At 47.5% G+C, this 22,693-nt stretch carries 27 protein-coding genes and 1 pseudogene; 18 read left to right on the forward strand and 10 right to left on the reverse strand.

Annotated features, from left to right (window positions below; translation table 11 throughout):
* Genes P3L44_RS21555 through P3L44_RS21575 form a run of 5 tightly spaced genes read left to right on the forward strand, consistent with a single transcriptional unit; the run spans position 1 to position 1,759 of the window.
* Positions 1-228: a hypothetical protein gene (locus tag P3L44_RS21555; RefSeq protein WP_042847228.1), complete on the forward strand. Its 228-nt coding sequence runs from the start codon at positions 1-3 to the stop codon at positions 226-228.
* Between the two features lie 43 nt (positions 229-271).
* Positions 272-532 carry a hypothetical protein gene (locus tag P3L44_RS21560; protein WP_042847227.1) on the forward strand — a complete coding sequence of 87 codons (261 nt, stop codon included), beginning with the start codon at positions 272-274 and terminating at the stop codon, positions 530-532.
* Positions 533-567: 35 nt separating this feature from the next.
* Positions 568-957, forward strand: coding sequence for a hypothetical protein (locus tag P3L44_RS21565; RefSeq protein ID WP_042847226.1), 390 nt, complete (start codon positions 568-570; stop codon positions 955-957).
* A gap of 37 nt (positions 958-994) precedes the next feature.
* A complete protein-coding gene (locus P3L44_RS21570; protein ID WP_042847225.1) occupies positions 995-1,504 on the forward strand; it encodes a hypothetical protein in 510 nt (169 codons plus the stop codon).
* 42 nt (positions 1,505-1,546) lie between these two features.
* Complete coding sequence (locus P3L44_RS21575; protein ID WP_042847224.1) at positions 1,547-1,759, forward strand: hypothetical protein; 213 nt, start codon at positions 1,547-1,549, stop codon at positions 1,757-1,759.
* 51 nt (positions 1,760-1,810) lie between these two features.
* Here P3L44_RS21575 and P3L44_RS21580 read toward each other — a convergent pair whose 3' ends face one another.
* Positions 1,811-2,212 (reverse strand): hypothetical protein, encoded by a 402-nt coding sequence (locus tag P3L44_RS21580; RefSeq protein ID WP_042847223.1) that lies wholly within the window; start codon positions 2,210-2,212, stop codon positions 1,811-1,813.
* A 36-nt stretch (positions 2,213-2,248) separates the two neighbouring features.
* Here P3L44_RS21580 and P3L44_RS21585 point away from each other — a divergent pair, with 36 nt between their 5' ends.
* The 4 genes from P3L44_RS21585 (at position 2,249) to P3L44_RS21600 (ending at position 8,257) form a co-directional block, all read left to right on the forward strand.
* Complete coding sequence (locus P3L44_RS21585; RefSeq protein WP_166268095.1) at positions 2,249-2,587, forward strand: hypothetical protein; 339 nt, start codon at positions 2,249-2,251, stop codon at positions 2,585-2,587.
* Positions 2,565-3,626, forward strand: coding sequence for a conjugal transfer protein TraF (gene traF / locus P3L44_RS21590; protein ID WP_237072361.1), 1,062 nt, complete (start codon positions 2,565-2,567; stop codon positions 3,624-3,626). The genes P3L44_RS21585 and traF overlap by 23 nt, the downstream gene beginning before the upstream one ends.
* 144 nt (positions 3,627-3,770) lie before the next feature.
* Positions 3,771-5,084, forward strand: coding sequence for a conjugal transfer protein TraH (locus P3L44_RS21595; RefSeq protein WP_272662180.1), 1,314 nt, complete (start codon positions 3,771-3,773; stop codon positions 5,082-5,084).
* A 14-nt stretch (positions 5,085-5,098) separates the two neighbouring features.
* Positions 5,099-8,257, forward strand: a complete 3,159-nt coding sequence (locus P3L44_RS21600) for a conjugal transfer protein TraG N-terminal domain-containing protein (RefSeq protein ID WP_052219375.1) — start codon at positions 5,099-5,101, stop codon at positions 8,255-8,257.
* Between the two features lie 52 nt (positions 8,258-8,309).
* Here the strand turns inward: P3L44_RS21600 and P3L44_RS21605 are convergent, their stop codons facing one another.
* On the reverse strand, positions 8,310-8,486 hold the full coding sequence (locus P3L44_RS21605; protein WP_200129300.1) for a hypothetical protein: 177 nt from the start codon (positions 8,484-8,486) through the stop codon (positions 8,310-8,312).
* A gap of 192 nt (positions 8,487-8,678) precedes the next feature.
* On the opposite strand from P3L44_RS21605, the gene traN reads away from it, so the two are divergent.
* A complete protein-coding gene (gene traN / locus P3L44_RS21610; protein ID WP_196053746.1) occupies positions 8,679-11,393 on the forward strand; it encodes a conjugal transfer mating pair stabilization protein TraN in 2,715 nt (904 codons plus the stop codon).
* Positions 11,394-11,445: 52 nt separating this feature from the next.
* Here the strand turns inward: traN and P3L44_RS21615 are convergent, their stop codons facing one another.
* The 7 genes from P3L44_RS21615 to P3L44_RS21645 form a co-directional block, all read right to left on the reverse strand.
* Positions 11,446-12,192 carry a hypothetical protein gene (locus P3L44_RS21615; RefSeq protein WP_042847220.1) on the reverse strand — a complete coding sequence of 249 codons (747 nt, stop codon included), beginning with the start codon at positions 12,190-12,192 and terminating at the stop codon, positions 11,446-11,448.
* Between the two features lie 144 nt (positions 12,193-12,336).
* Positions 12,337-12,756 (reverse strand): hypothetical protein, encoded by a 420-nt coding sequence (locus P3L44_RS21620; RefSeq protein WP_042847219.1) that lies wholly within the window; start codon positions 12,754-12,756, stop codon positions 12,337-12,339.
* Positions 12,756-13,271 carry a FlhC family transcriptional regulator gene (locus P3L44_RS21625; protein ID WP_042847218.1) on the reverse strand — a complete coding sequence of 172 codons (516 nt, stop codon included), beginning with the start codon at positions 13,269-13,271 and terminating at the stop codon, positions 12,756-12,758. The genes P3L44_RS21620 and P3L44_RS21625 overlap by 1 nt, the downstream gene beginning before the upstream one ends.
* Entirely contained in the window at positions 13,268-13,801 is a 534-nt protein-coding gene (locus P3L44_RS21630; RefSeq protein WP_042847215.1) for a hypothetical protein, read from the reverse strand. The genes P3L44_RS21625 and P3L44_RS21630 overlap by 4 nt, the downstream gene beginning before the upstream one ends.
* On the reverse strand, positions 13,794-14,357 hold the full coding sequence (locus P3L44_RS21635; RefSeq protein WP_042847212.1) for a transglycosylase SLT domain-containing protein: 564 nt from the start codon (positions 14,355-14,357) through the stop codon (positions 13,794-13,796). The genes P3L44_RS21630 and P3L44_RS21635 overlap by 8 nt, the downstream gene beginning before the upstream one ends.
* Positions 14,358-14,386: 29 nt before the next feature.
* On the reverse strand, positions 14,387-14,917 hold the full coding sequence (locus P3L44_RS21640; RefSeq protein WP_237072363.1) for a hypothetical protein: 531 nt from the start codon (positions 14,915-14,917) through the stop codon (positions 14,387-14,389).
* A 16-nt stretch (positions 14,918-14,933) separates the two neighbouring features.
* Complete coding sequence (locus P3L44_RS21645; RefSeq protein ID WP_042847207.1) at positions 14,934-15,959, reverse strand: ParM/StbA family protein; 1,026 nt, start codon at positions 15,957-15,959, stop codon at positions 14,934-14,936.
* A 1,013-nt stretch (positions 15,960-16,972) separates the two neighbouring features.
* Here P3L44_RS21645 and mobI point away from each other — a divergent pair.
* The 8 genes and pseudogenes from mobI to P3L44_RS21685 form a co-directional block, all read left to right on the forward strand.
* Positions 16,973-17,404, forward strand: coding sequence for a conjugative transfer protein MobI(A/C) (gene mobI / locus P3L44_RS21650; RefSeq protein WP_042847206.1), 432 nt, complete (start codon positions 16,973-16,975; stop codon positions 17,402-17,404).
* A gap of 68 nt (positions 17,405-17,472) precedes the next feature.
* The gene (locus tag P3L44_RS21655) at positions 17,473-17,961 is read left to right on the forward strand and encodes a hypothetical protein (protein WP_042847204.1); all 489 of its coding nucleotides are present in this window, start codon (positions 17,473-17,475) and stop codon (positions 17,959-17,961) included.
* An 883-nt stretch (positions 17,962-18,844) separates the two neighbouring features.
* Positions 18,845-19,027, forward strand: a complete 183-nt coding sequence (locus P3L44_RS21660) for a hypothetical protein (RefSeq protein WP_162762201.1) — start codon at positions 18,845-18,847, stop codon at positions 19,025-19,027.
* 116 nt (positions 19,028-19,143) lie between these two features.
* Positions 19,144-19,563, forward strand: coding sequence for a hypothetical protein (locus P3L44_RS21665; RefSeq protein ID WP_144139060.1), 420 nt, complete (start codon positions 19,144-19,146; stop codon positions 19,561-19,563).
* Between the two features lie 202 nt (positions 19,564-19,765).
* Positions 19,766-20,062, forward strand: coding sequence for a hypothetical protein (locus P3L44_RS21670; protein WP_042847195.1), 297 nt, complete (start codon positions 19,766-19,768; stop codon positions 20,060-20,062).
* A gap of 181 nt (positions 20,063-20,243) precedes the next feature.
* Positions 20,244-20,501, forward strand: coding sequence for a class I ribonucleotide reductase maintenance protein YfaE (gene yfaE, locus P3L44_RS21675; protein WP_080750913.1), 258 nt, complete (start codon positions 20,244-20,246; stop codon positions 20,499-20,501).
* Positions 20,502-20,706: 205 nt separating this feature from the next.
* On the forward strand, positions 20,707-21,084 hold the full coding sequence (locus P3L44_RS21680; protein ID WP_042847192.1) for a hypothetical protein: 378 nt from the start codon (positions 20,707-20,709) through the stop codon (positions 21,082-21,084).
* A gap of 177 nt (positions 21,085-21,261) precedes the next feature.
* Positions 21,262-21,465: pseudogene (locus tag P3L44_RS21685) on the forward strand (hypothetical protein); the annotation flags it as partial.
* Positions 21,466-21,477: 12 nt separating this feature from the next.
* On the opposite strand, the gene P3L44_RS21690 reads toward P3L44_RS21685, so the two are convergent.
* A protein-coding gene (locus P3L44_RS21690) for an IS3 family transposase (protein ID WP_094963266.1) occupies positions 21,478-22,646 on the reverse strand; the annotation gives its coding sequence in 2 pieces (ribosomal slippage) (positions 21,478-22,397 and positions 22,397-22,646; 1,170 coding nt in all).
* Positions 22,647-22,693 lie beyond the last annotated feature (47 nt).

Here is a 22,693-nt window from a genome sequence, read left to right on the forward strand (position 1 = left end):
ATGCTGATACCTTATGTGTCTTTCACATCAAATAAACGGTCATATTTAATCCGCGAAACCTCAATTTCTCAGTCCTGGCCTGATAGTCGCCATGCTGATGTTGAGACCTTTGTGCTCTCTACTGGCAAAGTGCTTCGCGCCACCAACATTAAACGTTTTAACTTCATCGATATTGCTGCACATCAGGATCCTATTCCTGTCACAGTAAACGATAATATTAACTTCTGAAAAGCAAAGGCCCCGTAGCGGGCCTTTCGTTTTGGTGAACTGTATGAGTGCTTGTGCATTGATTGAATACAATAACGCTTCCGCGAAACTGCGTGGCGTTGTCGTTCCGGGTGATGAAGCTTGTATTAAATATGCTTTATCACGTTGGGCAGTGATTGCATTTCGTATCCGCAATACAGACGACAAATTCACCCGCATACCGGTTGAGGATTGGATGGAAGGCATTCAGGCAACTGTTAGCCCCTCCCCTGCTCGCGAACGCATTCTGGCCGCATTGGCTCGTTGCAAGCCCGGTATCTTTTAATTTTCTAAATTCATAAATCTATTAAAGAGGTACGTATGTCTCATTCTGTCGAATTGAGCATTTACGGATTCGTATCTGAAAAGATGCGCCTTTGGCCCACTTCTGATGTTCAGGAGCAAGCTGACTTGGCGTTAATTCATTCCGATATGTTAACTGTGAAATTGCTTAACGATCGTGGACTTGGCATTGCCAATACTGCGTTTGGTATTAATCAGAACGAATCCCAGGTATTAAAGCTGGCGACTCGTTTTGCGTATTGTTGTGCATGTGGCCGTTTCTCCGACCCTAGCCTTGACCTTCTCAAAAAAGAGATAGTCATGCTTGGCCGGAGTTTGTGTTCCAGGTTCTTCGACTCAACGATGGCTGAGGCTGTTCGTTTCGTGGCACATGAGCCCGAGTTCATGAAAGAACAATGTGTTTGGTAATCCTTACCCTTCATTTTTATCTACAGGAGTATTTCTCATGCGTTACGTTACCTCTGACAATAGCTACACCACAACTTTCCCTATCGCTGTTCGCAACATCCTTTTGGAAATTGTGCCCGTTGATGAAGAAGATTACTCGCGCGGTTCTGATTTACGCGATGATCTCGGTGTGGTGATTAATGAAGAAACCTATATTGACATCAATCATCGCTTTGCTGATTTGGAAGGCGAGGTTCGGACATTGCTTGCAATGAACCGAATTGGTGTTGGTACGGAATCGTTCAATGACCCTGACTGCCCTTCGCTGTCTGTTAATCAAGCATTATTGATTAACTTGGCGATGGACTTGAATGGGGTGATTCATACCAGTTTGTACCGGGATTTGTTTAAGAAAAACTCATTCTGCGCGCAGATGTTGGTGAGTATCGTGGAGATGGCTGAGGCTGTTTTGTCTGATAATGAAGAACCGGATGTTTTCAAAGATTCTCTCTTTGGTGGTATCTACTCTCGTTACACCATCGGTTTAAAAGCACACCTGTTTCACTAATTGCTTTTTTGCTGTCCACAAACTCTCTTTCACTGGTGATGTATGAAAAACATATTTAAATTCCTGCCGCTGATTCCTGCGGTAATCATTGTAGCTGCAACGGTATTTTTCAGCTTTGATGTCATGACTATGGTAGTTGTTATTGTTGTCATGTCTGTCATTGCTGCCGGTTGTGTTGCATTGGCCGCTTATTTCATCGTGCTCATCCTTCAGGATGTCTACGGTAAAATTATGAAACTGCGTCACTCTCTATAACTTCGATTTAACTTCCCCTCCGCACAACATCCTCGTTGTGCTTAACTTCCCTCAGTGAGCCCTAAAATGAAACTTAATACCCTTCGCTTCTTCTCTCTTGTTTTTACTGTTGCAATTGCTGTCATGGTGATTGTTTTCGGTAGTCACTTTGGCATCAAGGTGACAGAGGACTTTGTCATCAAAGTTCTTTTGATTGTCTCGATGCCGATCGCGTTTACTCGCAACAAGAGCAAATCGTAATTCCAGCCTAGGGTAACCACCCAAAACCCTGTCTTCGGACAGGGTTTTTTTTTGCTTTTTTTTACCAGCCATAACCGGAGCTGCATTCACAGACAACGGAAGGATGGTAAACAAAACGCAAGCACATGCGATTCCTTCAACCCTTTGAGAACACCGGTTTTTGGCCTCATTTTGCTGGCCTTTTTTGCCGTTTTCCTTGCCTGTGTATGACAAAATGACCGCTCATTGATTCATCAGATGAGGGATTTGATGAAACTTCTCGTATGTGCTCACAGCCGTTCGATGCTCATGCCTGTTTTTAAGCTGCCAGCCATACTCTGCACTGACTCTAACCGTCTCAGCTTGCAGCGTGAACTTGAACGTAAGTACGGCGGACGCATGACCCTCGATGAGGCCTGTAAGGAAATTGGTATAAAACCCGAAAGCATCATTAAGAAGATCGGGCAACAAAGATATAGACACTATCAACTGTGCCAACAGCTTGAAAAAGCCAGGGTTTTTAAGGGGAAAAACTCCTTTTTTTGGACTGACAGGATAGCGGCAATTCTTACCAAAGGTAATGAAGATGAAATTCCAAAGTTTCAATAAAACAGTCATCGCTACCCTGGTATTTGGGGTGCTCTCTGCTCATGCGGTAGCAGAGGGTGGCAAAGATAATAAACCAAAGGCTTCCAACGGGCAGGTTACCGCTGGAGGTACCTCGTTTCTGGATGGAAAAGAAGAAGGCTGGTTCTGGAAAAAAATGCCTCCTGAACCGCCGAAAGAAATCGAACCTGAGACTACTGTTGCTAAAGCGGACAAAACCGTAGAGCAGGACAAGCAAATGCCTGTCCCTGAACCTTCCGTTGCGGTTACTCCTGAAGAGGGGCCTGAAGCCTTTACCGTGGCCTGGTACCGTGAAAACGTACAGAAATTACGTGACCGCGCAATTGACGAGCCAACCCAGGAAAACGTCCGGGCCTATTACCTTGCGCAGCGCATTATGTTGGACAAGGCGAGCCGGTTTACTGATATGGCGCGCTTAGTGACATCTACAGATCCATTGATTGATGAAAGCAGTCGTCGCTCTACGTCTACCTTCGGCGCTATGGACCAGTCTGCGGAGGCTGAAAAAAACTCACGGCTTGTTATAAAAGACATTGCCACACGCGCTGGGGTTTTCTTTTTCTTCCGTGGCGAAGATTGCTCAATCTGTGTGAAACAAGCGGCGATCATGAATACGTTCACTTACATGACCGGTATGAAAGTTATTCCAATTTCGATTGATGGTAAACCAATGCCTGGAAACATCATGGAGAACTGGCGTGCAGATACTGGTCAAGCAGCAAAATTGCAGATCACCAACACTCCTGCGCTCGCACTGGCTATTCCTCCAGAGGCAACGCGGATTCTTTCATTCGGGCCTCTCAGTGCCGATCAGTTGATATCCCGCACAATCATGATTGCACATGACTCGGGGCTCATCACCAACGAGCAGTACAAAAGCACGCTTCCATATAACGACAATGGGTATATCGATTCGAGCATCCTGAAAGATATGCCGGAAGAGTACCTGGAGAACTCGGACGACTTTATCAAATACATTCAGAAGAAATCTGGTTACGCAGCATCTACAAAGGCGAAATAACAGTAGCGGGAGTAACAAAAAATGGTTTTACAACATCAAAAATCTAAAGGGCTCAAACGCACTATCTTAGCAATATCGATTGCTCTGTCGGGTGTGTTCACGTCTTCTTCCAATGCTGCGGATATCAGTACCCAGCTCGATAGTATGTTCGGTTCAATGTCCAATGTAACTGGCGCGGGAGATTATCACAGCATTACTCGTGATGGGTACACTGGTGGGGGCTTTGTTCTCCGAAATAAACTAAGAACTCTTACGCCAGTCACAATCGATCTTCCTGCCGCGTCGGGCGGCTGTGGAGGGATCGACCTTTTTGGTGGGTCTTTCTCATTTATCAATGCCGAGCAGTTTGTTCAGATGCTACGTAACATCGCCGCTAACGCGGCTGGTCTGGCTTTTCAGCTGGCACTTAACGCAATGGATGCAGTTCTGGATAATGCCATTTCAAAAATGCAGGCTGTTGTTCAGCAAATGAACGATCTGACCGTTAACTCCTGCCAATTAGCAAAAGGATTACTGGTAGATACAGCTTCCGCATTTGGTGAAAATGCCAAAATGTCCGTGTCATCCCAACTCTCGTCTGATGGTGTTGTTGACCAGTTCAAGGCAATGTGGGGTAACTCAGGTGGTGGTGAAGCCCCAGAGAAAGTCAAAGGTGATACAGGGAAACGTAAGCCTTGTGGCGACTATGGCAACCTCATGTGGTGCTTGCTGCAAAATGGACAGTTCTCATCTCAATTCGAAGGCTCTGAGCAACAACAGAAAGAATTGGTTATGTCTCTCACTGGTACGATTATTGTTGGAAAAGATATCAGTACAGACAAAGACGGATCCATTAAAAAAAGCGTTGTTCGACTTGGCCCTCTGGCAACTAGCTCCGTGTTGGATTCTATTATTCATGGTGACCCCGCCTTCCATATGTGGAGTTGCGTAAACCAAACCGAAACGTGCGAAAACCCAGTGCAACAGCAAATTGGCTTGAATGGCGTTGCTAACACCATTAATAAATTCTTCATTGATGATGGGTATCTGGTTTCGGCAAAATCGGGTGGTGAAGTATCTAGAGAGCGGCATGAACAGGCTGGGTATTACAACGTTGGTGGCGCTGGTAATAAAGCTATCATTTTGGCAAGGCATGACCTGAACGCCAGTCATTCGTATATTCGAGCCATCTCACCTGTCCTATCCTACTCGGCTGCGAATCAATACCTCAGTGATCTACTAACGGCCGCAGCAACAGGGGCCCGTATGGCGCAGTCTAACGATGATTCTGCTTCAGCTTACTACGAAGAGATGTATAAGTTGATAGAAGATGCGCGACGTAATTTGGCAATTTCCTATAGCACATTAGCGGCCAGATACGGCGGTGAAGAGAAGATCCAGGAAACCTTCCAGTCCTACATGCAATCCCTGCCTTTAACTGAATATCAAGGTGAAGGGTCGGTAGACGGCGCACTCTAAGAGGATATGAGTAAATGACTCAGTGGAACGTATATACCGTTGGTGACATTGAATTTATGCATAATGTTTTCAACGCAGTTGCAATGCTAATGAATAGTGGGATGTTCTCAGATCTATTTCGCATTGCTGCATTGTTAGGGGTGATCGGGATTGTTATTTCATCGGCTATTTCAGCAGGTAAAACCGTCTCCTTCCAAAACATGGCCGTCTGTATTGTCATGTATATGGTGTTCTTCCAGGTTTCGGCTCGTGTCAACATCGAAGATGTTACTAGCGGACGTTTCCGTGCAGTTGATAACGTTCCGGCAGGCCTTGCAGCATCGGCCTCCATCATATCCACTGTCGGGTATTCAATTACAGAAAAAATGGAGCAAGCATTCTCCACTCCTTCAATGACTGAGTATGGTGCATTGGATCCATTGGTGGCAATGACGTCTCTTTATGACACATTAAAAAACCCAATGCGCTGGTTTTTAGCCAACGAAAAACCGCGTGTAGATTTCGCCAGAAGCGTGGAAAGTTATATGAAAACCTGCGTGACTAAAGATGTTATTCGGGGGGCGAAAACCTACTCAACTCTTTATAGAGGCACTCAAGGCGTGCAAGGGCTGAGATCTGATGACCGCTTCCAGCACGTCGTGCTTTATGATGGCAATATGGTGGGCTGGGCTCCAGGAATGGAAGATATGAAAGGTGTATCTTCACAATATTCTTGTGCAGATGCTTTTGATAAATTGATCATGCAACATGCATCCTCTTCTGACATGTTCCGTAAAGCCTACCAGCGTTCTTATGCCGCTTTGGGCCGGACTTGTCAGGGCGATGGTGACGTCTGTAATACGAGCAGAAAAGTTCAGGAGATCATGAATTTTTACAACCTAAGCGGTACAACGATGCGTGATTTCCAAATGACGATGATCATGTACCCCTACCTTCGTGATGTGCCTAAGTATGGATATGAAGCCTCCTTCCGAGGTGCCGCTGCTATCACCCGAACTCAAACGCAAACCCAACAAGCCTTCCAGTGGGCATCCTCCGGCGCGTCTTTCCTGTCTTGGATGGCGGCGTTTATGCCAATTTTCCAAGGGCTAATCTATGCTCTTACGCCATTCATGGCCTTTTTATTCGGTCTGGGCATTATGGGTGTTCGCTTGGTTATGAAATATTTTCTGGTCATTATCTGGACTCAGACTTGGATGCCACTGGCAGCAGTTGTAAACATGTACGTGCTTGTTCACACTCAAACTAACTTGTCTGCCATTTTCAATGGTATAGATCCGATTTCATTCGATAAGCTATATCTGATGCTATTTGAAACTCAAAAAAGCATCGGCCTTGCTGGGAATTTATATGCGATGATCCCTGCATTGGGTGGCTTTATCGTATGGGGTAGTTCGGTCGCCTTTAACTCACTGGCAAACTCCGCCGCTGCGCCTCACGCAGCTGATACCAAGCAGATGGCTCCTGATGTATCGAACGCGCCAGCCATGAACAACCGAAGCGCTGATGTGAACTTCGATCGCTCCAGTGGGTCTGTCATGGGTGGTGCATCTTCCGCATTGCCTAAATTTGATATGAAGCAATCTGCTTCTACTAACCTCGCCAGCGCTAAACAGAACGTCGAGTCAGCCTCGGTTGAACGCTCTGCATCAGAAGGGAAAATGTTCCAAGAGGTTGCTTCCAACATGCGAAATGGAACCCAGTCTCAACAAAGCCAGGATGCCATGCAAGCTGCTTTGGGTTCTCTAACCTCTTCCCAGCGTTCGTTTGTTCAAGATGTCGCTTCGCGTAACGGGACTTCCGAAGCTGAAGCATTGACAGCTTTGAATATGGGCTCTGTTCAAGGTAGCGCTGAGGCATCTGCTGGTTTGAAAATTGGAGGGTCTGGTGCCTCAGTTTCTGGGTCGGCATCCTTACAGCGTAATGAGTCAGCTTCAAAAGGTAAAACTCACACGGCGGACGCGAGCTACTCAAGCAGTGATAACGCTTCAAACAGTGACGCGCTAAGCTCGCAACTCAGTCAAATCAGGTCACAGTCTTCAATGGCTTATTACAGCAGCATGCAGGCAGCAGGACAAAGCACTGCGGCAACCCAACAATACGGTGAAGCTTATAAAAAACAGGAGTCGGCTCAAAAATCCTATTCTGAAGCACAACAGTATTCGATGAGTAGCTCTCTGGGCCAAAACATGAACTCAGCACAGATTGCGCAATCCATTGGAGGTAGCAACGAAGCTCAAGCCGCACTAACTCAGGTATTGGCTGGTCGCGAAGACTTATCTCAGCGGATCAACGAAGATACAGCACGCCTCTCTTCACTAGGGATGACACAGGAAGATGCGCATACATTCGCTCAGTTCAGCGCAGCGGCTTCAATAGGTCAAGCTGGCGAAGTAGCTAAACTGTCAGGTTTCGTTAGTGGAGGTTCGCAACAACCAGAGGTCAGCGCTGATGCTGCCAGGGCAAACCAAGGGATCGCAGCTAACGCAGAGCAAGCCGAAGCGCATATCGATAGTATTGCTGGTGGTGTTAATAATGGTTCAAGTTCTACCCAGGGTCAGGCAGCAGCAGGCATAGCTGGTAATTATGCCCAATCAGCACCAGGCACAGCCCAGGGGCACGTTATTGATCAGCATTTCGATAATAAAGGACAGGTTGAGAATCATGAATCCCGTTCAACCCAAGAACTCAACACTATGAGAGGCAATGCTGCACGATATGAACTGGTGAACAAATCAAATTATGGAATGACGGGGGATGCGATGCCTAAGGTTCAAAGCGCCTTAGACAAGGTTTCAAACGGCATTAAGCCGGGGGGGTTCTCTTATCAGGAAGGTTACGGTCAGGGACAGGAAATGGCTTCTCAAGTAACTGGTGTTGGAGGTGAAAGAGGCGAATACGCTAAAAATGCCATCTCACACTTGTACGGTACCGTCAAAGACAAAGACAATACGCCAGAGCAAATGGAACACGCTCGTATTCAGGCCTTCCACGCTGTCACCCTCGCAACCGGCGGTGAATATGTGAACGGTAGGCTTGAAGGCGGCGATCAGCAGCTAGCAATGGCGATTATTGGCAAGGTAGAATCCACGAAGAGCAACATGCATCGTACTGATGCTCATGTCGTAAAAGAATCTGTCGAGGCGCTGATGTCTGATAACGAGAAGAAATAACCCTTAACATACAAAAGCCTCCAGTCGGAGGCTTTTTTTTGGCCTAAAAAACTCAACCGATATAGAGCATATAAGCAGCGGGAACGCTGAGTACCAGCCAAAACATGCAAAGCGCAATGTCTCTTTGGATCCCCGGTGGTTTGGGTGGTGACTTTTTCGTGCTTATTGGAACTCTGTGAACCACAATGGGGGGTAGATAGGCTACGCCGTGTGCGCCAAATGTACTCATGTTTTACTCCCAAATATCAGTAAAAGAAAAGCACCTCGTTTTGCTGCCCTTCTTTGTTGCCCGTATACGTCATTGATTTATGCTTGCTCAATGGCGTCTCTATGCATTGATTCTCTCACAGTTCTTTCAGGTGACGAAATTTTCTGTGATACGCCTAGCCATCAATGCCTGCAATCTACAAGGTGATTACGAATGATAACCCTTTTTAGGAAAAATTGGTTTTCAAAAACGGTCTGCACGTTGTTCACGATGAGCCACTTGGGTGTAGCGATGTATGCCCCCTACGCTTACTCGGCAAACTCGGCAGCAAATGCTCAGTCAGCGGTTGAATTCTATAAGTCTCTACCCGGTCTTTCTGCAAATAGTAACGGCACTGTTCAGTATGGGGATGGTGAGGCCGTTAACTTAAATAACGTGTATCCTGGCGAGGCGTCATCCACCTCCCTGGATCAGCTGAAATCCGTGTATGGTAATGATGGTGAAACCCAAAAGTTAGGCTTTGATACTGGTTCTGCACTTGCCTCTGAATCGTCATTGCGAGGCGAAGCCTATCGCGCCGTTTCAGGCTCAACGAAAACGACTGCAAAACTGAAAGCCACGGATTCTATCTTTGACAAACACAAAGATTTCTTGGCGAACCAGGATAAATACATGCAGGATCTGGATGACTGCTCAATGACCTCCGAACTGAATACGGACGGTGTTAAGCAACACATTCCTGATTATAAAGAGTGCACTCGCACCACCAGCGTCAGTGGCACCTATCGTTTAACCCACCCTTACGTGGCAGGCTTCCTGAGCCATAGCTCCGGTTCTGCCAACATTGAAGGTTGCGGTGAAGCCTGCGTAACTCTTTGGGTGGGTAGAGTCGGCGATAACTACTGGGATGGTCGTTGTAAAATATATGAAGAATATACAGGTGTTCGCGTTTACAACCCGCAAGCCATTTCCAGTGCAAAACTGACTTACGCAACCTGGGATGATTATATGCAGATCTACCTTGGTGAGAAAAAAGTATTTGCGGGCCCTGTTGCAGGAATGAAGGATGCAGGTACTGATGGGAAATACCGACCTTGGAACTACAGCAAAGGTGAGTTATTCCCACCAGAAACCGAAGGGCCTTGCGAGTTGGATACCAGTTGGCGTGTTGATCCACAGGCTGACGTGACTCAGAACTTCCAGGAAGTACAAGACGGCGATGAACTGATTTTCAAAACACGCGTTTCAGTTTATGGCAATGGTGAAGGCTATGCGAAATTGGAAGTTCGCTACGACCCATCTAAGGCCGTTAGCAAAGATGAATGGATTGCCGACAACCAAGAAGGGTTCAATACTTTTCTGGATGCAGTCAATCAGGGTTATTGCCAAAACTATTCGGTCACCTGCAATGAAACAGTCACACCTGACGCGAATGGCTGCGCTTATATCAATGGGGTTACTGTGTGCGAAAAGGATCTTAAAACACCACCGATCGGCGGGCTTTCCCCATTCTGCCGTAGTGCAACCGTTGTATCTAACTGTGGTACTGATGCCGGAGTGAATAACTCATGCAAAGACTTTGATAATAACAATGCCTGCAAATTTATTAAGTCTTCCTGCATCACAGGCGCAGCTGGTGGGCAAAGCGGTTGTTGGCAAGCTTCTGAGACCTGGGACTGCGGTCAAGATGTTACAGTGCCAAGCACTACACAAACCGAGACTTACCAGTGTGCTGGAGCGGTGCAGTGCATCAACGGTACCTGTTTAACGCCAGAATCGGAACCTAGTGGAGACTTCCAAACGGCAGTCGCAATGCTTCAAGCGGCGACTTACGCGGTTAACGAAATGACCTGCGGTGATGAAACTATCAACGTCAATCGCACTTGCACCTTATTCAAAGGTGAAGCTGCTACTTGTAAATCAGCACTGGGTGGCTGGGTCGATTGCTGCAACCAGCCTGTTGATGTCAGCTGGATTGAGTATCTTCAGCTAACCTACTACACCCTGAAAGTTTCAGATGCGCTGGCCGTTAAAGCGGGCATGTTCGAGCAAGGTAAAGGCATGTTCGACATGGGTTCTGAATTGGCTAACAGTGCTATTGATGCAATCACTAAACCTGCAATGTCTGCACTGGATAGCTTAACTGGTAATGCAGGGTCAGCGGTTGCAGATAAAATTGCAGATCTCGGTATCGGAGAAATGATGGATCAGGCGGTGGGCACTTTAACTAAACAAGTTGCTCAATGGACTTTGGACACCTTTGGTTCGAGCGTAACAAATGCGTTATTCCAGGCCGGGGGCACAGCTGCTGGGTCAGAATCGGTTGCTGCGGTCGGGTCCGACGGCGCATTAGCCAGTTCTGTAGAGCTGTCTTCCACCCTTACTTCCGCTATTTCCGTTGTCGGTTATGCCTACATGGCATATCAGGTTGCAAACATCTTGGTAAACATCATCTGGGCTTGTACAGCAGATGAATTTAAGCTTGCTGTGAAAAAAGAAACCAAACTTGCGACCTTCATCGATAGCTGGTGCCAATCCAAAGTGTTAGGGCAGTGCATTGAAAAACGGTCAAGTTACTGCACGTTCAACTCACAGATTGGGCGAATTTTCCAAGAACAAGGGCGCGCCCAGTTGGGCATTGGTTGGGGTGATAACAAGAATCCGGATTGCCGTGGCTTAACGTTGGAAGAGTTTGGTCGAATTGACTTCCAAAAAGTCGATCTGTCGGAATGGATTGGTTCACTTTACTCAGCCGATTTACTGCCAACGCCCGAATCAGTCAATCTCGACAGCATTACCGGTTCAGGCAGCATTCTCAACGTTGACGGTAAACGTAAAAACAGCCTCGACCGTTTCAAGGATGGCGTTGATAGCGTTGATATAAATGACCTGAAGGATAAAGCAGGCGCTTCAATACAAGTGCGTTAATCATAAAAAACCCCGCTCAGTTTTGGCGGGGTTTCTACTTTCGTCTGTAATATTAGTTTTTGAATTCAAGAACCTTACCGTTGTAAAACACATACGGAGCATGCTCTTGGGAGGCTGGCACAAACAGAGCTCGTTTTGCACCAAGGGCCACAGATAGTTCCTTCATCAATGGCATGTTTTCTTTTTTCGCCGCAAGATAGAAGAAACAGGCCGATGCGTACCCAGAGCGATACTCTTCAGGGCTGACTAAAACAGGCGGTTTTGGTAGGTGCCCGGTTTCTTTAGCTTTACTTAACGAGAACCAACTCCAGCTCTTGTCCTGCCCGCATAGTTCATATTCATTAAAACCTGCCATTTTAGGGGCGAAGGTTTTAAAGGCTTCAAACATTTGAGACTGATCTACTTCCCGGTCTCCCCCTGCCCAGGAACCGAATAAAACAACCCCATCAGTATAAGGCTGAGGTCTTTTCGCGGTTAAAAAACCTGTTAAAGCAATGAATGGATCTTTAATAGCCAACCCACCAACAACATCTGCCGTACCGGCACCTGACCGTTGAGTTTTGGCAACCTCTCCTGCTCTTACTGGATTCTCAAGTGGGAGAATACGCCCGCCGTCAACCAGCTTGTTATAGATGACATAATTATCACCTGCATCTGTAATTTGGCGCATCTCCATTGCACGGGCAAACTGTAAAGCCTCCGACGGATTGGTATCCACCGGCATCGGAACAGGTTTAGAAGCACAGCCCGTCATTGCCATTGCCAGAGTAATCAAAGAAGCGGTCAGAATCTTTTTCATGTTCGGTACCTTATTCGTAGAGTTGCAGGTAAGTAGTTTTTCGTGTTGAGAGCATAGTAACCCCGCCATGACAGCTGACGAAGAAATCTGGCTAAAAAAAATCCCCTATTGTTTAAATAAGGGATCTAACACTGTGAATTTGATTTAAATTGAATCTTTCCAAGCGGTTAGCACTTGCTGGTGGCTGCATGTCGCATCTTTCGTGCAAGGTACTTTAAGGGCTGGTTCGAAATTTCCCGGAATAAATTCCCCTTCCAGAGGGGGGATTTCTGTCTTCAGTTCCGGGTCGTAGAAAACAAAAGGTGCATTCACTTTGTTTACCACCCATCCCCAACCAACAGAATCTGGAATGATATACCCCGCCGTGGAGGAAATGTCTTTCACGATCAGCCGTTTCTTGAACTCGCCAAACTTCGACTTGCAAAGCTCGGGCGAGTCCAGCTTTTGGCACAGATTCACGCGCATATAACCGGGAGCAACCAACTGGCTGCCAGGCAACGTATGAAAAGTGCATCCCTGCAAAGCTAACGCTGTGAATATTCCAATCAAAGTTCGCGTTTGCATTAATGAGCCTTATCTTCGCAGAACGGGCACTTATGCTTTTTATTCGAACGATCACCATCAAAGGGAGTGATAAAGGACATTTTACAATGTACGCATTTCACCATTCGGATCTCATCAGAACGGAAGTCACGCGCCAGTGTCCAGGCTTCGTTCGGATGAAGCATAACATCCGCCGCAATAGTCGGTCTGAATCGCATATTTAACTCGCGATACACTTCAAACGAATCGACCACTTCACTGATGTCATCCTGATTGCTAGGGTCCTTCGCGCGACGTAGATAGATGCTCATAAAGTTGGTTGCCTCCATCTTTTTTGGCTGCGAAGCCAAGAAGGTTTCCGACAGTTTCAAGCGTCCGATTGCCACTTCTTCCTGACCGAACTGTTTTTTCAAATGGTCAATGAGTCGGTCACTTGCATTAAGCGACGTGGTAATGATACGACGACGGAAGCCCAGTTTGACCATCCGCTGTGCCAAAGCAAAAATGTCTTCATCTTTTACGAGTGCGGCTTTCATAGATCTGTGCTCCAATGTTCAAAACGTAATTGCAAATAAGCTGGCAAAGTCATGTGCGGGTTATCACTGCCAAAAACAGAGCTCCACTCCCCAGAAGCGAGCTCCCGCAGCGAACGAACCGGTTTGATATACAGTTCGCCCTTGATGATGGCGTCAATGGTTTGACTATCGTCAAGCCGCTCAATGAAATTCAACGCTTCATCGGAGCCCAACCAGTAAAATGACTCGGCCAGCGTGCCGTTGAGAATTTTCACCCTGATGCTGTACACGAGAAGTGCAAGCCGAAGAATATAGGAGTCATGCCGGACGAAGTTATCCACTTCTGTAAGTTTGCGTCCAGGCATGTAGTCAACTATAAAAACAGGTACGTTGTATGATTTAACAGATTTTGTCAGCTGCGCTAGAAGGTCTTTGTCTTTTAACACTAAGCGATCATCTTCAGACAGAACAAACGGACTGCGGAAAAAAGATTGCGCGCGTGTTTCCAGTGAAGCAGCGCAGCTCAATAGCGATATGTTTTCATTAACCATTTTCAATCAGCCTCTTCCAGATTCTGAGCACATTCGTACCGTACCAACGCGCTTTGTCACGCAGTTCCGGGTTCGGAGTGTGATAACTACCTATTGCTAAAACGATGTCATCTGGGGAGTTTTTGATAGCGTTACATAACACTTTCGCGCCAACCCGAATGTTAGTGTCTACATCCAGAAGATCCTCTGGCTTGCTGACATACTTCCCGTTCCAGCGATAGTTGACCTGGGCGATACCGATATCGGTTACTTTAGATGCGGCTATGTAGCGCTTAAGCGCGCGCTTCGCATCTTCGTAGTTTTTTGGATAGTAGGCACCGTAAACTGCATTATTCAGTGCCCAAGGGCTTGGGGCGACATAACCGCCGCCACCGGCACGCTGTTTGCTTTCCCACAAAGCAACGGCGTATAAGAGATGCGGGTCCAGACCGCATTCATTCTTGGCATGTTTTTCCCATGCCGTTCCTTTCAAATCAACCACCCCAGCTTGTGCCGGGAGTATTTGAGATGAGAGGATTACTGCTGCCACACTGGCGCTTAACAGTAATTTACCCATTTTGTTTACCCCTAACCCAACAGAGTGGCTTAGCCTAAGCGGAACCGCTTACGCGGCAACGCGGTCTCTGTATGGATCGATTTTTCAGCGTTAACATAGGTATCCCTCTCAGTAGATTGAGTATCTACTGATACCGACAATGTATTTTCGCTTCCTGCCTCGCTCTTCATCAACACCGCCCCACGCGGCTCCGAAGACTCAATATTGCTTCCTGGTATAACGGATACTGCTTCTACTGCTTTTGATGCCAACGGCTGAGCTACTTGCTGCTTTGCTAACTCAGGTTGGTTTTCAGAATAAGACGATTGTAGACCGGTCCCCACCGGCGACGAAATATTCTGCCCTGTTTTTCCTCCTTTTGCCAATTTTTGTGAGCGCGGCTTCTCGCTTACCTTTCCTTTCTTGTAGATGTTGGGCGTTGCCTCACGCCCTAACCCTTCAAGATAAGCCCTGTTCGCCAGGGCAACCAGTGCGCTACTTCTTTTGCCTGGTGGACAGGACTCAAGGTACGCAGCGAGCTCGGGACAAAGAATGTCATTAATCGTCACCCGTAACTGCATTACGTATCCTTATCCGTTATTCGTCACCGTAGATGACGGTGTCAACGCCGTAGTTCCAGAAGCCAATTGCGTTGCTTGCGACCGGATTTGGGCTCGTTACAATACGGGCATTCTGGAACGCTTCGCGCACGGCCTGCTCATAATAAGGAGCTCCACCACCAGCGGTCACAATGATGTGAATAGCCCCTAACGCACGGACATTTTTGCGCAATTCTTTTACTACGCCACCAGCGATTTGCGGAATAACTTTGCTTAGCAGCGGTTTTACTTCAATGTGGCGGGCACCATTGAAGAACGAAGCCGCATCTTTGCGTAACGCAATTTCGACCATTTCAGGAAGATCATCACGCCGCTCATGCGGGTTTTCTTCATTGAGAGTGCGAACAATTCCTTCAATGATCGTGCTGGTGGCTTTCAGTGAAGAGCCGCTGGAGCCCATCACGCGGCTACCATTACTGAAGGCCACATAGTCCATCGAGAAAAAACCAGGGTCGATGACCAGAATATTAGATTCTGACAGTTCATCTTCACTGATAAAGCCTTCGCGGTTCGCGACATCGTTGATAACACCAACACCTTGCGGGATTACCATCACTTGCTTGACCGTCACTTTTGTGGACGGATTAATCGTGAATGTACCTGTCAACCTGGCGACCAACTTGGAGCGCTCGTTATCATCACTGGCGAGCCTTACAGGCAAACCAGTTACCAACAGGTCAATGGTGCTACCGACCTTCTCGGCAATTTTTGCCAACGAGCCAAAGTACAGCGCCAAGTACATTTCCGTGGTGTGATAACTGTCATGTAGTTCACGCCCATCTGGACGATCAGTAAATGCTCGCCACATGTTTCCGTTCGGGTAGACGGTGACTTCGTGGTCACGATTGCGCTTCACCAGATTTACATCCTCTTCTTCTTCCGTGGTGGCATACGCTGGGAAGATTGAGACGTCTGGTACAGAAGCAAAAGCATCGCCAGTCGCAATTTTGACGTTGCTATAACCAATGTCCACACCACATACGATCGCGTTTTTCTTACTCATTTGTTAACCTTTTATTAACACAATTACAGCTTGTGATACCCTTCCGTCCCCCCCATCCTTGCCACTTCATGCTGCTAACAAAGTGAGACAGTCGAGATATCACCCCGAAAAATTCGTTCGCCCCGAGACAATCGGAGCACATCATAGCCATTCGAAAATCACAAAACATCCTTTTTCATCGACAAAACGAGGACGAAAAAGGACATGATTTACGGCTATATTTAGCCAATTTTTAAGGCCAGATTTAGCCTTCATTCATGGCCTTTTTTATCCCTGATTTACGGCTAGATATGGCCGTAAATCAGGGCTATCGACTTAAAAATAATTCTTGTTTTTGGTACGGATTACCCCTCTCGTTTTATCATGGGGATAACCGCTGACGAAATTAACTAACCCAAATACAGGTCAGAAACTCACCGATTGAACCAAATTATTTTGAGTGGCAACACCTGCTAATCTTCATCTCTTTTCCACGATGTTTCGGCTGTTACCAGGATAGATTTTGATGGGACGATTTCGATCGCAAGCCGGAAAAGCGCCTCGTTTCGGGGACGAAAAACCTTGAGTTGATGTGCTGTTTTAGTGCTTAGTGTGCCTGGTGACTGGATTACGTAACGACTATTGAACTCTTATGCCTTTCTTTTCGCCATAAGAGTGTTAATCAAGGGAAATGCCACAAGATCACTCTGCTGCCATATTATATACGGGGTTAGTTAAAAGGCAGTGATTTAGCCTCTTTGCCCCCCAAAATCGCAGTCTTGCTCAAAAAGGTATTTTCATGTGTTCACCCAACAACTCTGATGCCTTTCTTTTCGCCATGAGAGTGCAAAAGAAGAGAAACAGTCCATGAGATCACTAAGGCGGCGTAATAATATTACCGCTTTTTTTGGGGGGGCTGAGTTTTTGAACCTATTTAGGGTGTTTTTGCTTTAGCCGGAAGAGATCTCATGTGGGGTAATAATAGGGGTTCCGTTTTTTTGGTCTTTTTGAATTTTTAAAGTGAGGGTAACTCTATGGATGTGGAAAGCTACATCAAGCATCTGGAGGAAAGCGTCAAAGCCTTGGACAGATCGGCTGATGTTTTGACTGCCGAAGCAACGACGCTGAGAGAAGATTTTTGGAAGCTGGCAACGGCCGGTGGTGAAAAAGCGCATTACTCATTCAACGTTGTTAAGCAGGGTCCATCCGTTCGGATCCGCTGGGCGAGGATGACTCCATTGCGAAAGGCGGGAGGGGAAATTGCAAGGGTGGTTCCGAAGTATTTGAAAGTGAACAAAGGGGAAAGCTATCCAGCGAAAGTTTTCACGGATGCTACACCCCGTGAATTGACGCTCATTGTTACTTACGAACCGCAGCTGAGTTTGATCCGTTCTGAGATGAAAAAGAACCGGGCAATTCGCCAGCTGTTATCCCGGCGGATAACAGAGAGTAGGAAGCAGCTTTAGCGTGGGGTTATAGCTGCGTAAACAAAACGACCGGTATGGTTAAAATCAACTCAAGAGGAATGTTGAGAATGTCTCACGAAAACGTTAACAGACACGCAACAATTGCAATCAGTGAAGTGTGCGCAAATTTCACCCGCAACCTGGGTACAAAACACGAAGAGTTACTTTGGGGACTAAAGGCGACCCATGAAGTTTTGGACGGTACTGTCGAAACGGTAATGACAATGGCGAATCACAAAAAGATCGCGGCCGTTAAGGTGTTGGCTGATACCAATAGTGATCTGGCTGCACTTGAAGTATTTGCGAAGGGTCTGCAACGCAACACTCTGGTGTATATCCATCATGCTGATGAATGGGATCAGGACGTTCTCTTGAAGGTGATGGCATTGTTCGGGGCGAGGGAATCGAAATGCATGCTGGGCTTCACTGAGCCTTCACGCTTGTGCTTCGGGATTTACATGTTCCTGGTCAGCTATCAAGTTGATGCTGAGAACAAGGTCTCCCGCTGGTCTCTCAATATGAGCGCGCCAATCCATGAGCTTGCCTCTATGAGCTAACTTAACGCATCGCCATAGCACATCTGAAGCCGGGCACCGTCCCGGTTTTTTACGCCTAATTTTAAACACGTCTCCCTCTGTAAAGTGAGCCTTCAGGCGATCAGTTAGTGAGCCTTTAGGCGACTCTCGGGCTTTCAACGGGCGCTGGGGTATCAAGAATGAATTCGGGATGGCCGGGTTTGTTTTTTTTGCGGTGACTATTTGCGATCGGGAAAGGTGGGAAGGTAAACGAAACAAGAAGGAGCGATTTTGTTTTTGTTTTGTTCTCGATGTGAATGTAATTCGGGTAAACAAAGTGAGAATGAGGTACGGAAATGGCGCTTTGTTTTTTCTCAGGGATTGCGGGCAATGATATGGGTGGGATTGTTTAGGGTGTTGAGTTAGAGCACTTCGCGGGTCGCGGATGGCGGGTTCAGTATGAGGTTTAGATGAGCAGGATGCCTCGAATGATTTTCCTCCGGGGGTTGTTGAGGGGTGTGAATGCATTTTGGATTTTTGGAGTGAGTTTCCTCCGGGGGTTTTGGGGTTTTTTACGGTTTATTCCACTGGGGGTGTTAACGGATTTGGTTTTGAGTCCGTCCCAAAACGGGCGCAAAACGAGGCCGATAACCTTTGCCTGATTTTTTTGGCTCCCGTACTCTTTGAGTCGTTTCTCGGGTGTGAAAGAGGGTTCAGCTTTCCACCCGGTTATTTGAGAAGGAAGCCCTGAGGGAGAGTTTTGGGGGTCCCCATAGTTCACGCTGTTGAAAAGTGTGGAGCCGAGCTTGTCGGATGCGGCGGAATTGCCACAGAGCGATCGGCGCAACGAGCATCTGGGGTGGGAGAGCGCACAGAGGTAGTTGCGTTGACGTTGAGCCTGGCGCTGGTGGATGAGATAGGTTTGGTGAAGTTACTTTGTGATTTCGCGGGCAAGGCATTCAGTGACGAAATTGGATACTCATCATTGGCTTCGTTAAGCAATTTCGTCACGGAGCGTATGGGTCTTAATATTCATCTGGTGATGTTGTGTCACAAGGTGGGTCACTCTGTCGGGGGCGAAGAAAGTGGCTTTATCGCGATTTGGTGATGAGGCTGGGCAGGGTTTTAAAGTTCTGAGTTTTGCTCTCGTTATCCGTGGGGGATGTCGAGGGCTCAAGTGATTGGATTGGCCGATCACGAACTAACAATCAACGAGGGGTAAGCATGAGCATCGAAGCGGCAAAGGCACCGAGTGAGTCTGGATTGTTTGGCACTAAAATACCGGCACCGGGATCTCTGTACTGGTTTAACGTATCGTTACTGTTTCTGGTTGTGGCGGGGATGAATGCCCTGGCTGATGGAGCGTTTCCGAGCCTGTTTATCTGTTTCGCTTTATTTGGTTGCGCGGTGTATGGGTGGCTAAGGCCATTGACAAACGGAGAGCAACGTTTGGTATCCGTTCCTGGTTTTCTGTGTTACGCCGGTTGCATGTGGGCGATCATGAACATTCAGCAGCATGTACTGCATGAACCAATTGGGTTTACTGGAACCATGTGTGTGGTGTTGAGCTCGTTCGTCGGGTTCTATCTGGGTCGCTATACCCGGATTGGGCGTTTCTCGTTGAAGCCTCTGACCGAGGAATAACGCGAGCAATATGCTGGATTTGAAACCGCCTTCACTTGGGCGGTTTTTTCATTTTGGGAACCGTGAACAGGAAAATAACTTGTTGTTCTCCTGTGAGGGGTTGGCCGAGAGAATCGCTGGCAAGTTGTGTTAATCCCGCTTTGTCGGAGGGTGCTTGGTGGTAGGATTGACCACAGACAAGAAAACGACACAGGAGAAGCGTATGGAGTTGGCAGGCAAGGTAAAAACGGCAAATGGTTATGCGCATGTTTCAGTGGAAGCGAGCTTCAGCCGATCGGTACATGGTGAACAAGTAGAGTTTCTGGTTACCCGCTCCATGAATGACCATCACCTGGTGGTCACCCATAAGCTGTCTGGCCGCATGGTGTGCCCGATCGACTTCCTGGCAACGGCATTGGAAGGGGCTGAGTTAGCGGGCCGTAAAGCGCTGGACTCGTTCTTGTTTGGTGTTGGGGAAAAACGTTTTATCGACGCCGTGAGTCGCTCCACGGCGTCGTAAAGTAGATCGGAGAAGGATCGGGATCCCTTCTCATTCGCCATGAAAACGTCTCAGGGCGACTTTTTGATTTAAATCCACATACGATTGCACTGGAAACAAAGAAACGCCTCTGGGAGCCGCTGAGGCGTTTTTAGCACATTTTAAGATCCCTTGGTTCAGTATCACTACATAGGGTGGAATTATGTCTGGGTGTATCCATGCAGTACATAGCAAAAAGCGGATTGAAGCCACCAGCGACGTGAGTACCATCCTCGAACGACTGGAGTCAGTAGGCATTGTGGTTGAGTATCAGTGCCGGGAAGGTTACTGCGGTTCGTGCCGAGTGTCTTTACTGGCCGGTACGGTGGAGTATGTGACTAAGCCCCTGGCCTTTGTGAATCCAGGCGAAGTGTTGCCTTGTTGTTGTCGTCCCCGAACTGACGTTGAGCTGGATATCTAATCGCTTCCGTCTGTTCCGTTCGATAATTCATACACGATATGATTAAGCGCCACCAGCAACAGTGGCGTTTTTTTCTGGTATCTCTCATACGTAATCAAGCGCTCTCACTTACCCAAAAAAGACGTTCTACTGTGGCCGCTCGCTATTCGTCAGCCAAATGCACCGTGCTAGCTTTGTTTTAAGATTAACAACCGGAGTATTTACGATGGCACTCTACGACCCCTCTCAAGGTGTTCTCCTTTCCATCCGGGATGACCGCTTCAGTACCATTCGCCCAATCATGCGCCCAGTAGTTCTATTGGTCATTGCGGTGCTGGTGGTAAAGCTGTCTATGTGGATTAACGACGGCAGTTCCTCTATGCCGATGACATCACTCCCAGCCATTTCCTTCTCGCTGATCGGTAGTGGGGTATTGGTATTTGCTCTCTTTGTTATGCGTATACAGCGGCGTGCTCGCTATCACCTCTATCTCGATTCCATTCTGGAGGAACAAATCACATTGCAGGCCGGTGACATGGATGCTGATTCTCAAAGAGAGATTGAGGCCTGGCAACAAATTCAGAAGAGCAAAATCAGTCAGTAAGCAGTAAAGACCCGTTACAAGTTGGCTTTAAAATCTGCGCGTTAAAGCGTTTATGAAATCGGAGAGAAGATGACTTTGCCGAAGTACACTAAACAGCAGCTTGAATTCCTTCAGGCAGATACGTCTGGTAATTTGACTGTGTTGGAGCGGTCGCTGGTGGCGCAGTTGTTGGCAGCTATGCACGTACAAGTAAAACAAGGCTCCGCCCCGGATTGGATACTGACCCACAGCGGGAAACGTTTTTCGTTCCAAGATATCAACCCTGATGCGATTAATATTGAGGATATCGCGACGGCTCTGTCCAATATCTGTCGTTTTACCGGTCACCTGGATCAGCATTACAGCGTGGCTCAGCATTGCGTGCTGGTCAGCCATTTGGTTGAACTGTAGTGGTCAACTAAAATTGGCCACGGTTTTAGAGTTTTTCCGGTATTGGTTTTCTGATTCGTTTGGTGGTAATCCACCGTTATATTCATGCGGCCTGACTTCGCTGTAATACCCGACGATATAATCCGTTATTGCATGGGCTGCTTCACTGAAGCTGATGTAGCCGGTCACCGGCACCCACTCATTTTTCAGACTTCTGAAGAAGCGCTCCATCGGGCTGTTATCCCAGCAGTTACCACGCCTACTCATACTTTGTTTTATCCGGTATCGCCACAGTAACTGTCGGAACTGCCTGCTTGTATAGTGGCTACCCTGATCACTGTGGAACATGAGCCCGGATGGCTTATTTCGTATTTCCCATGCCATTTTCAGCGCTTTGGTTGTCAGTTTGCTGTCCGGAGAAAATGACATTGCCCAGCCCACGGGTTTCCTTGCGAACAGGTCGAGTACAACGGCCAGGTATGCCCAGCGTTTACCGGTCCAGATATACGTTACGTCGCCGCACCATACCTGATTGGGCTCTGTCACTGCGAACTGTCGCTCAAGGTGGTTCGGGATAGCAATGTGTTCATGACCGCCACGTTTATACCGGTGAACAGGCTGCTGACAGCTCACCAGCCCCATCTCCTTCATTAGCCGTCCGGCAAGCCATCGTCCCATCCGGAAGCCCCTGTGTGTTGCCATTACAGCGATACTTCTTGCACCTGCTGAGCCATGACTGAGGCCGTGCAGCTCCTGAACCTGACTACGTAATACGGCTCTCCTGCCGTCCGGATTGTCAGGCCGGTTTTCCCGGTATCTATAGCTGCTGCGGTGAACTCCGAACACGCAGCAAAGAGTGGCCACAGGATAATGCGCTCTGAGTTTCCCGATCACCGAGACCTGTTCAGGGAGTCTGACATCAAGAGCGCGGTAGCCTTTTTTAATATTTCGTTTTCCATTTCAATACGTTGAATTTTTTTCTTCAGCTCACGTATCTCAATTTGTTCCGGCGTGATAGGGGATGCTTTCGGTGTTTTGCCTGCCCGTTCGTCCCGTAATTGCTTTACCCACCGCGTCAAGGTGGAAAGCCCGATATTCATGGCTTTCGCGGCATCTGCAACTGTATAGTTCTGATCCACAACCAGCTGGGCTGATTCACGTCTGAATTCTGCACTGAAATTTCGTTTTTTCATTAAGGCACCTGTGTTGTTCTGAGGTGAGCATATCACCTCTGTTCAGG

This window comes from Providencia sp. PROV175 (assembly GCF_032707045.1).
Classification (GTDB): Bacteria; Pseudomonadota; Gammaproteobacteria; order Enterobacterales; family Enterobacteriaceae; genus Providencia; species Providencia hangzhouensis.

Excerpts from the sequence above, each read along its gene's own strand:
- P3L44_RS21555 (WP_042847228.1), top strand. The coding sequence starts at position 1 with ATGCTGATACCTTATGTGTCTTTCACATCAAATAAACGGTCATATTTA.
- P3L44_RS21560 (WP_042847227.1), top strand. The coding sequence starts at position 272 with ATGAGTGCTTGTGCATTGATTGAATACAATAACGCTTCCGCGAAACTG.
- P3L44_RS21565 (WP_042847226.1), top strand. The coding sequence starts at position 568 with ATGTCTCATTCTGTCGAATTGAGCATTTACGGATTCGTATCTGAAAAG.
- P3L44_RS21570 (WP_042847225.1), top strand. The coding sequence starts at position 995 with ATGCGTTACGTTACCTCTGACAATAGCTACACCACAACTTTCCCTATC.
- P3L44_RS21575 (WP_042847224.1), top strand. The coding sequence starts at position 1,547 with ATGAAAAACATATTTAAATTCCTGCCGCTGATTCCTGCGGTAATCATT.
- P3L44_RS21585 (WP_166268095.1), top strand. The coding sequence starts at position 2,249 with ATGAAACTTCTCGTATGTGCTCACAGCCGTTCGATGCTCATGCCTGTT.
- traF (WP_237072361.1), top strand. The coding sequence starts at position 2,565 with ATGAAATTCCAAAGTTTCAATAAAACAGTCATCGCTACCCTGGTATTT.
- P3L44_RS21595 (WP_272662180.1), top strand. The coding sequence starts at position 3,771 with ATGTTCGGTTCAATGTCCAATGTAACTGGCGCGGGAGATTATCACAGC.
- P3L44_RS21600 (WP_052219375.1), top strand. The coding sequence starts at position 5,099 with ATGACTCAGTGGAACGTATATACCGTTGGTGACATTGAATTTATGCAT.
- P3L44_RS21605 (WP_200129300.1), bottom strand. The coding sequence starts at position 8,486 with ATGAGTACATTTGGCGCACACGGCGTAGCCTATCTACCCCCCATTGTG.
- traN (WP_196053746.1), top strand. The coding sequence starts at position 8,679 with ATGATAACCCTTTTTAGGAAAAATTGGTTTTCAAAAACGGTCTGCACG.
- P3L44_RS21615 (WP_042847220.1), bottom strand. The coding sequence starts at position 12,192 with ATGAAAAAGATTCTGACCGCTTCTTTGATTACTCTGGCAATGGCAATG.
- P3L44_RS21620 (WP_042847219.1), bottom strand. The coding sequence starts at position 12,756 with ATGCAAACGCGAACTTTGATTGGAATATTCACAGCGTTAGCTTTGCAG.
- P3L44_RS21625 (WP_042847218.1), bottom strand. The coding sequence starts at position 13,271 with ATGAAAGCCGCACTCGTAAAAGATGAAGACATTTTTGCTTTGGCACAG.
- P3L44_RS21630 (WP_042847215.1), bottom strand. The coding sequence starts at position 13,801 with ATGGTTAATGAAAACATATCGCTATTGAGCTGCGCTGCTTCACTGGAA.
- P3L44_RS21635 (WP_042847212.1), bottom strand. The coding sequence starts at position 14,357 with ATGGGTAAATTACTGTTAAGCGCCAGTGTGGCAGCAGTAATCCTCTCA.
- P3L44_RS21640 (WP_237072363.1), bottom strand. The coding sequence starts at position 14,917 with ATGCAGTTACGGGTGACGATTAATGACATTCTTTGTCCCGAGCTCGCT.
- P3L44_RS21645 (WP_042847207.1), bottom strand. The coding sequence starts at position 15,959 with ATGAGTAAGAAAAACGCGATCGTATGTGGTGTGGACATTGGTTATAGC.
- mobI (WP_042847206.1), top strand. The coding sequence starts at position 16,973 with ATGGATGTGGAAAGCTACATCAAGCATCTGGAGGAAAGCGTCAAAGCC.
- P3L44_RS21655 (WP_042847204.1), top strand. The coding sequence starts at position 17,473 with ATGTCTCACGAAAACGTTAACAGACACGCAACAATTGCAATCAGTGAA.
- P3L44_RS21665 (WP_144139060.1), top strand. The coding sequence starts at position 19,144 with ATGAGCATCGAAGCGGCAAAGGCACCGAGTGAGTCTGGATTGTTTGGC.
- P3L44_RS21670 (WP_042847195.1), top strand. The coding sequence starts at position 19,766 with ATGGAGTTGGCAGGCAAGGTAAAAACGGCAAATGGTTATGCGCATGTT.
- yfaE (WP_080750913.1), top strand. The coding sequence starts at position 20,244 with ATGTCTGGGTGTATCCATGCAGTACATAGCAAAAAGCGGATTGAAGCC.
- P3L44_RS21680 (WP_042847192.1), top strand. The coding sequence starts at position 20,707 with ATGGCACTCTACGACCCCTCTCAAGGTGTTCTCCTTTCCATCCGGGAT.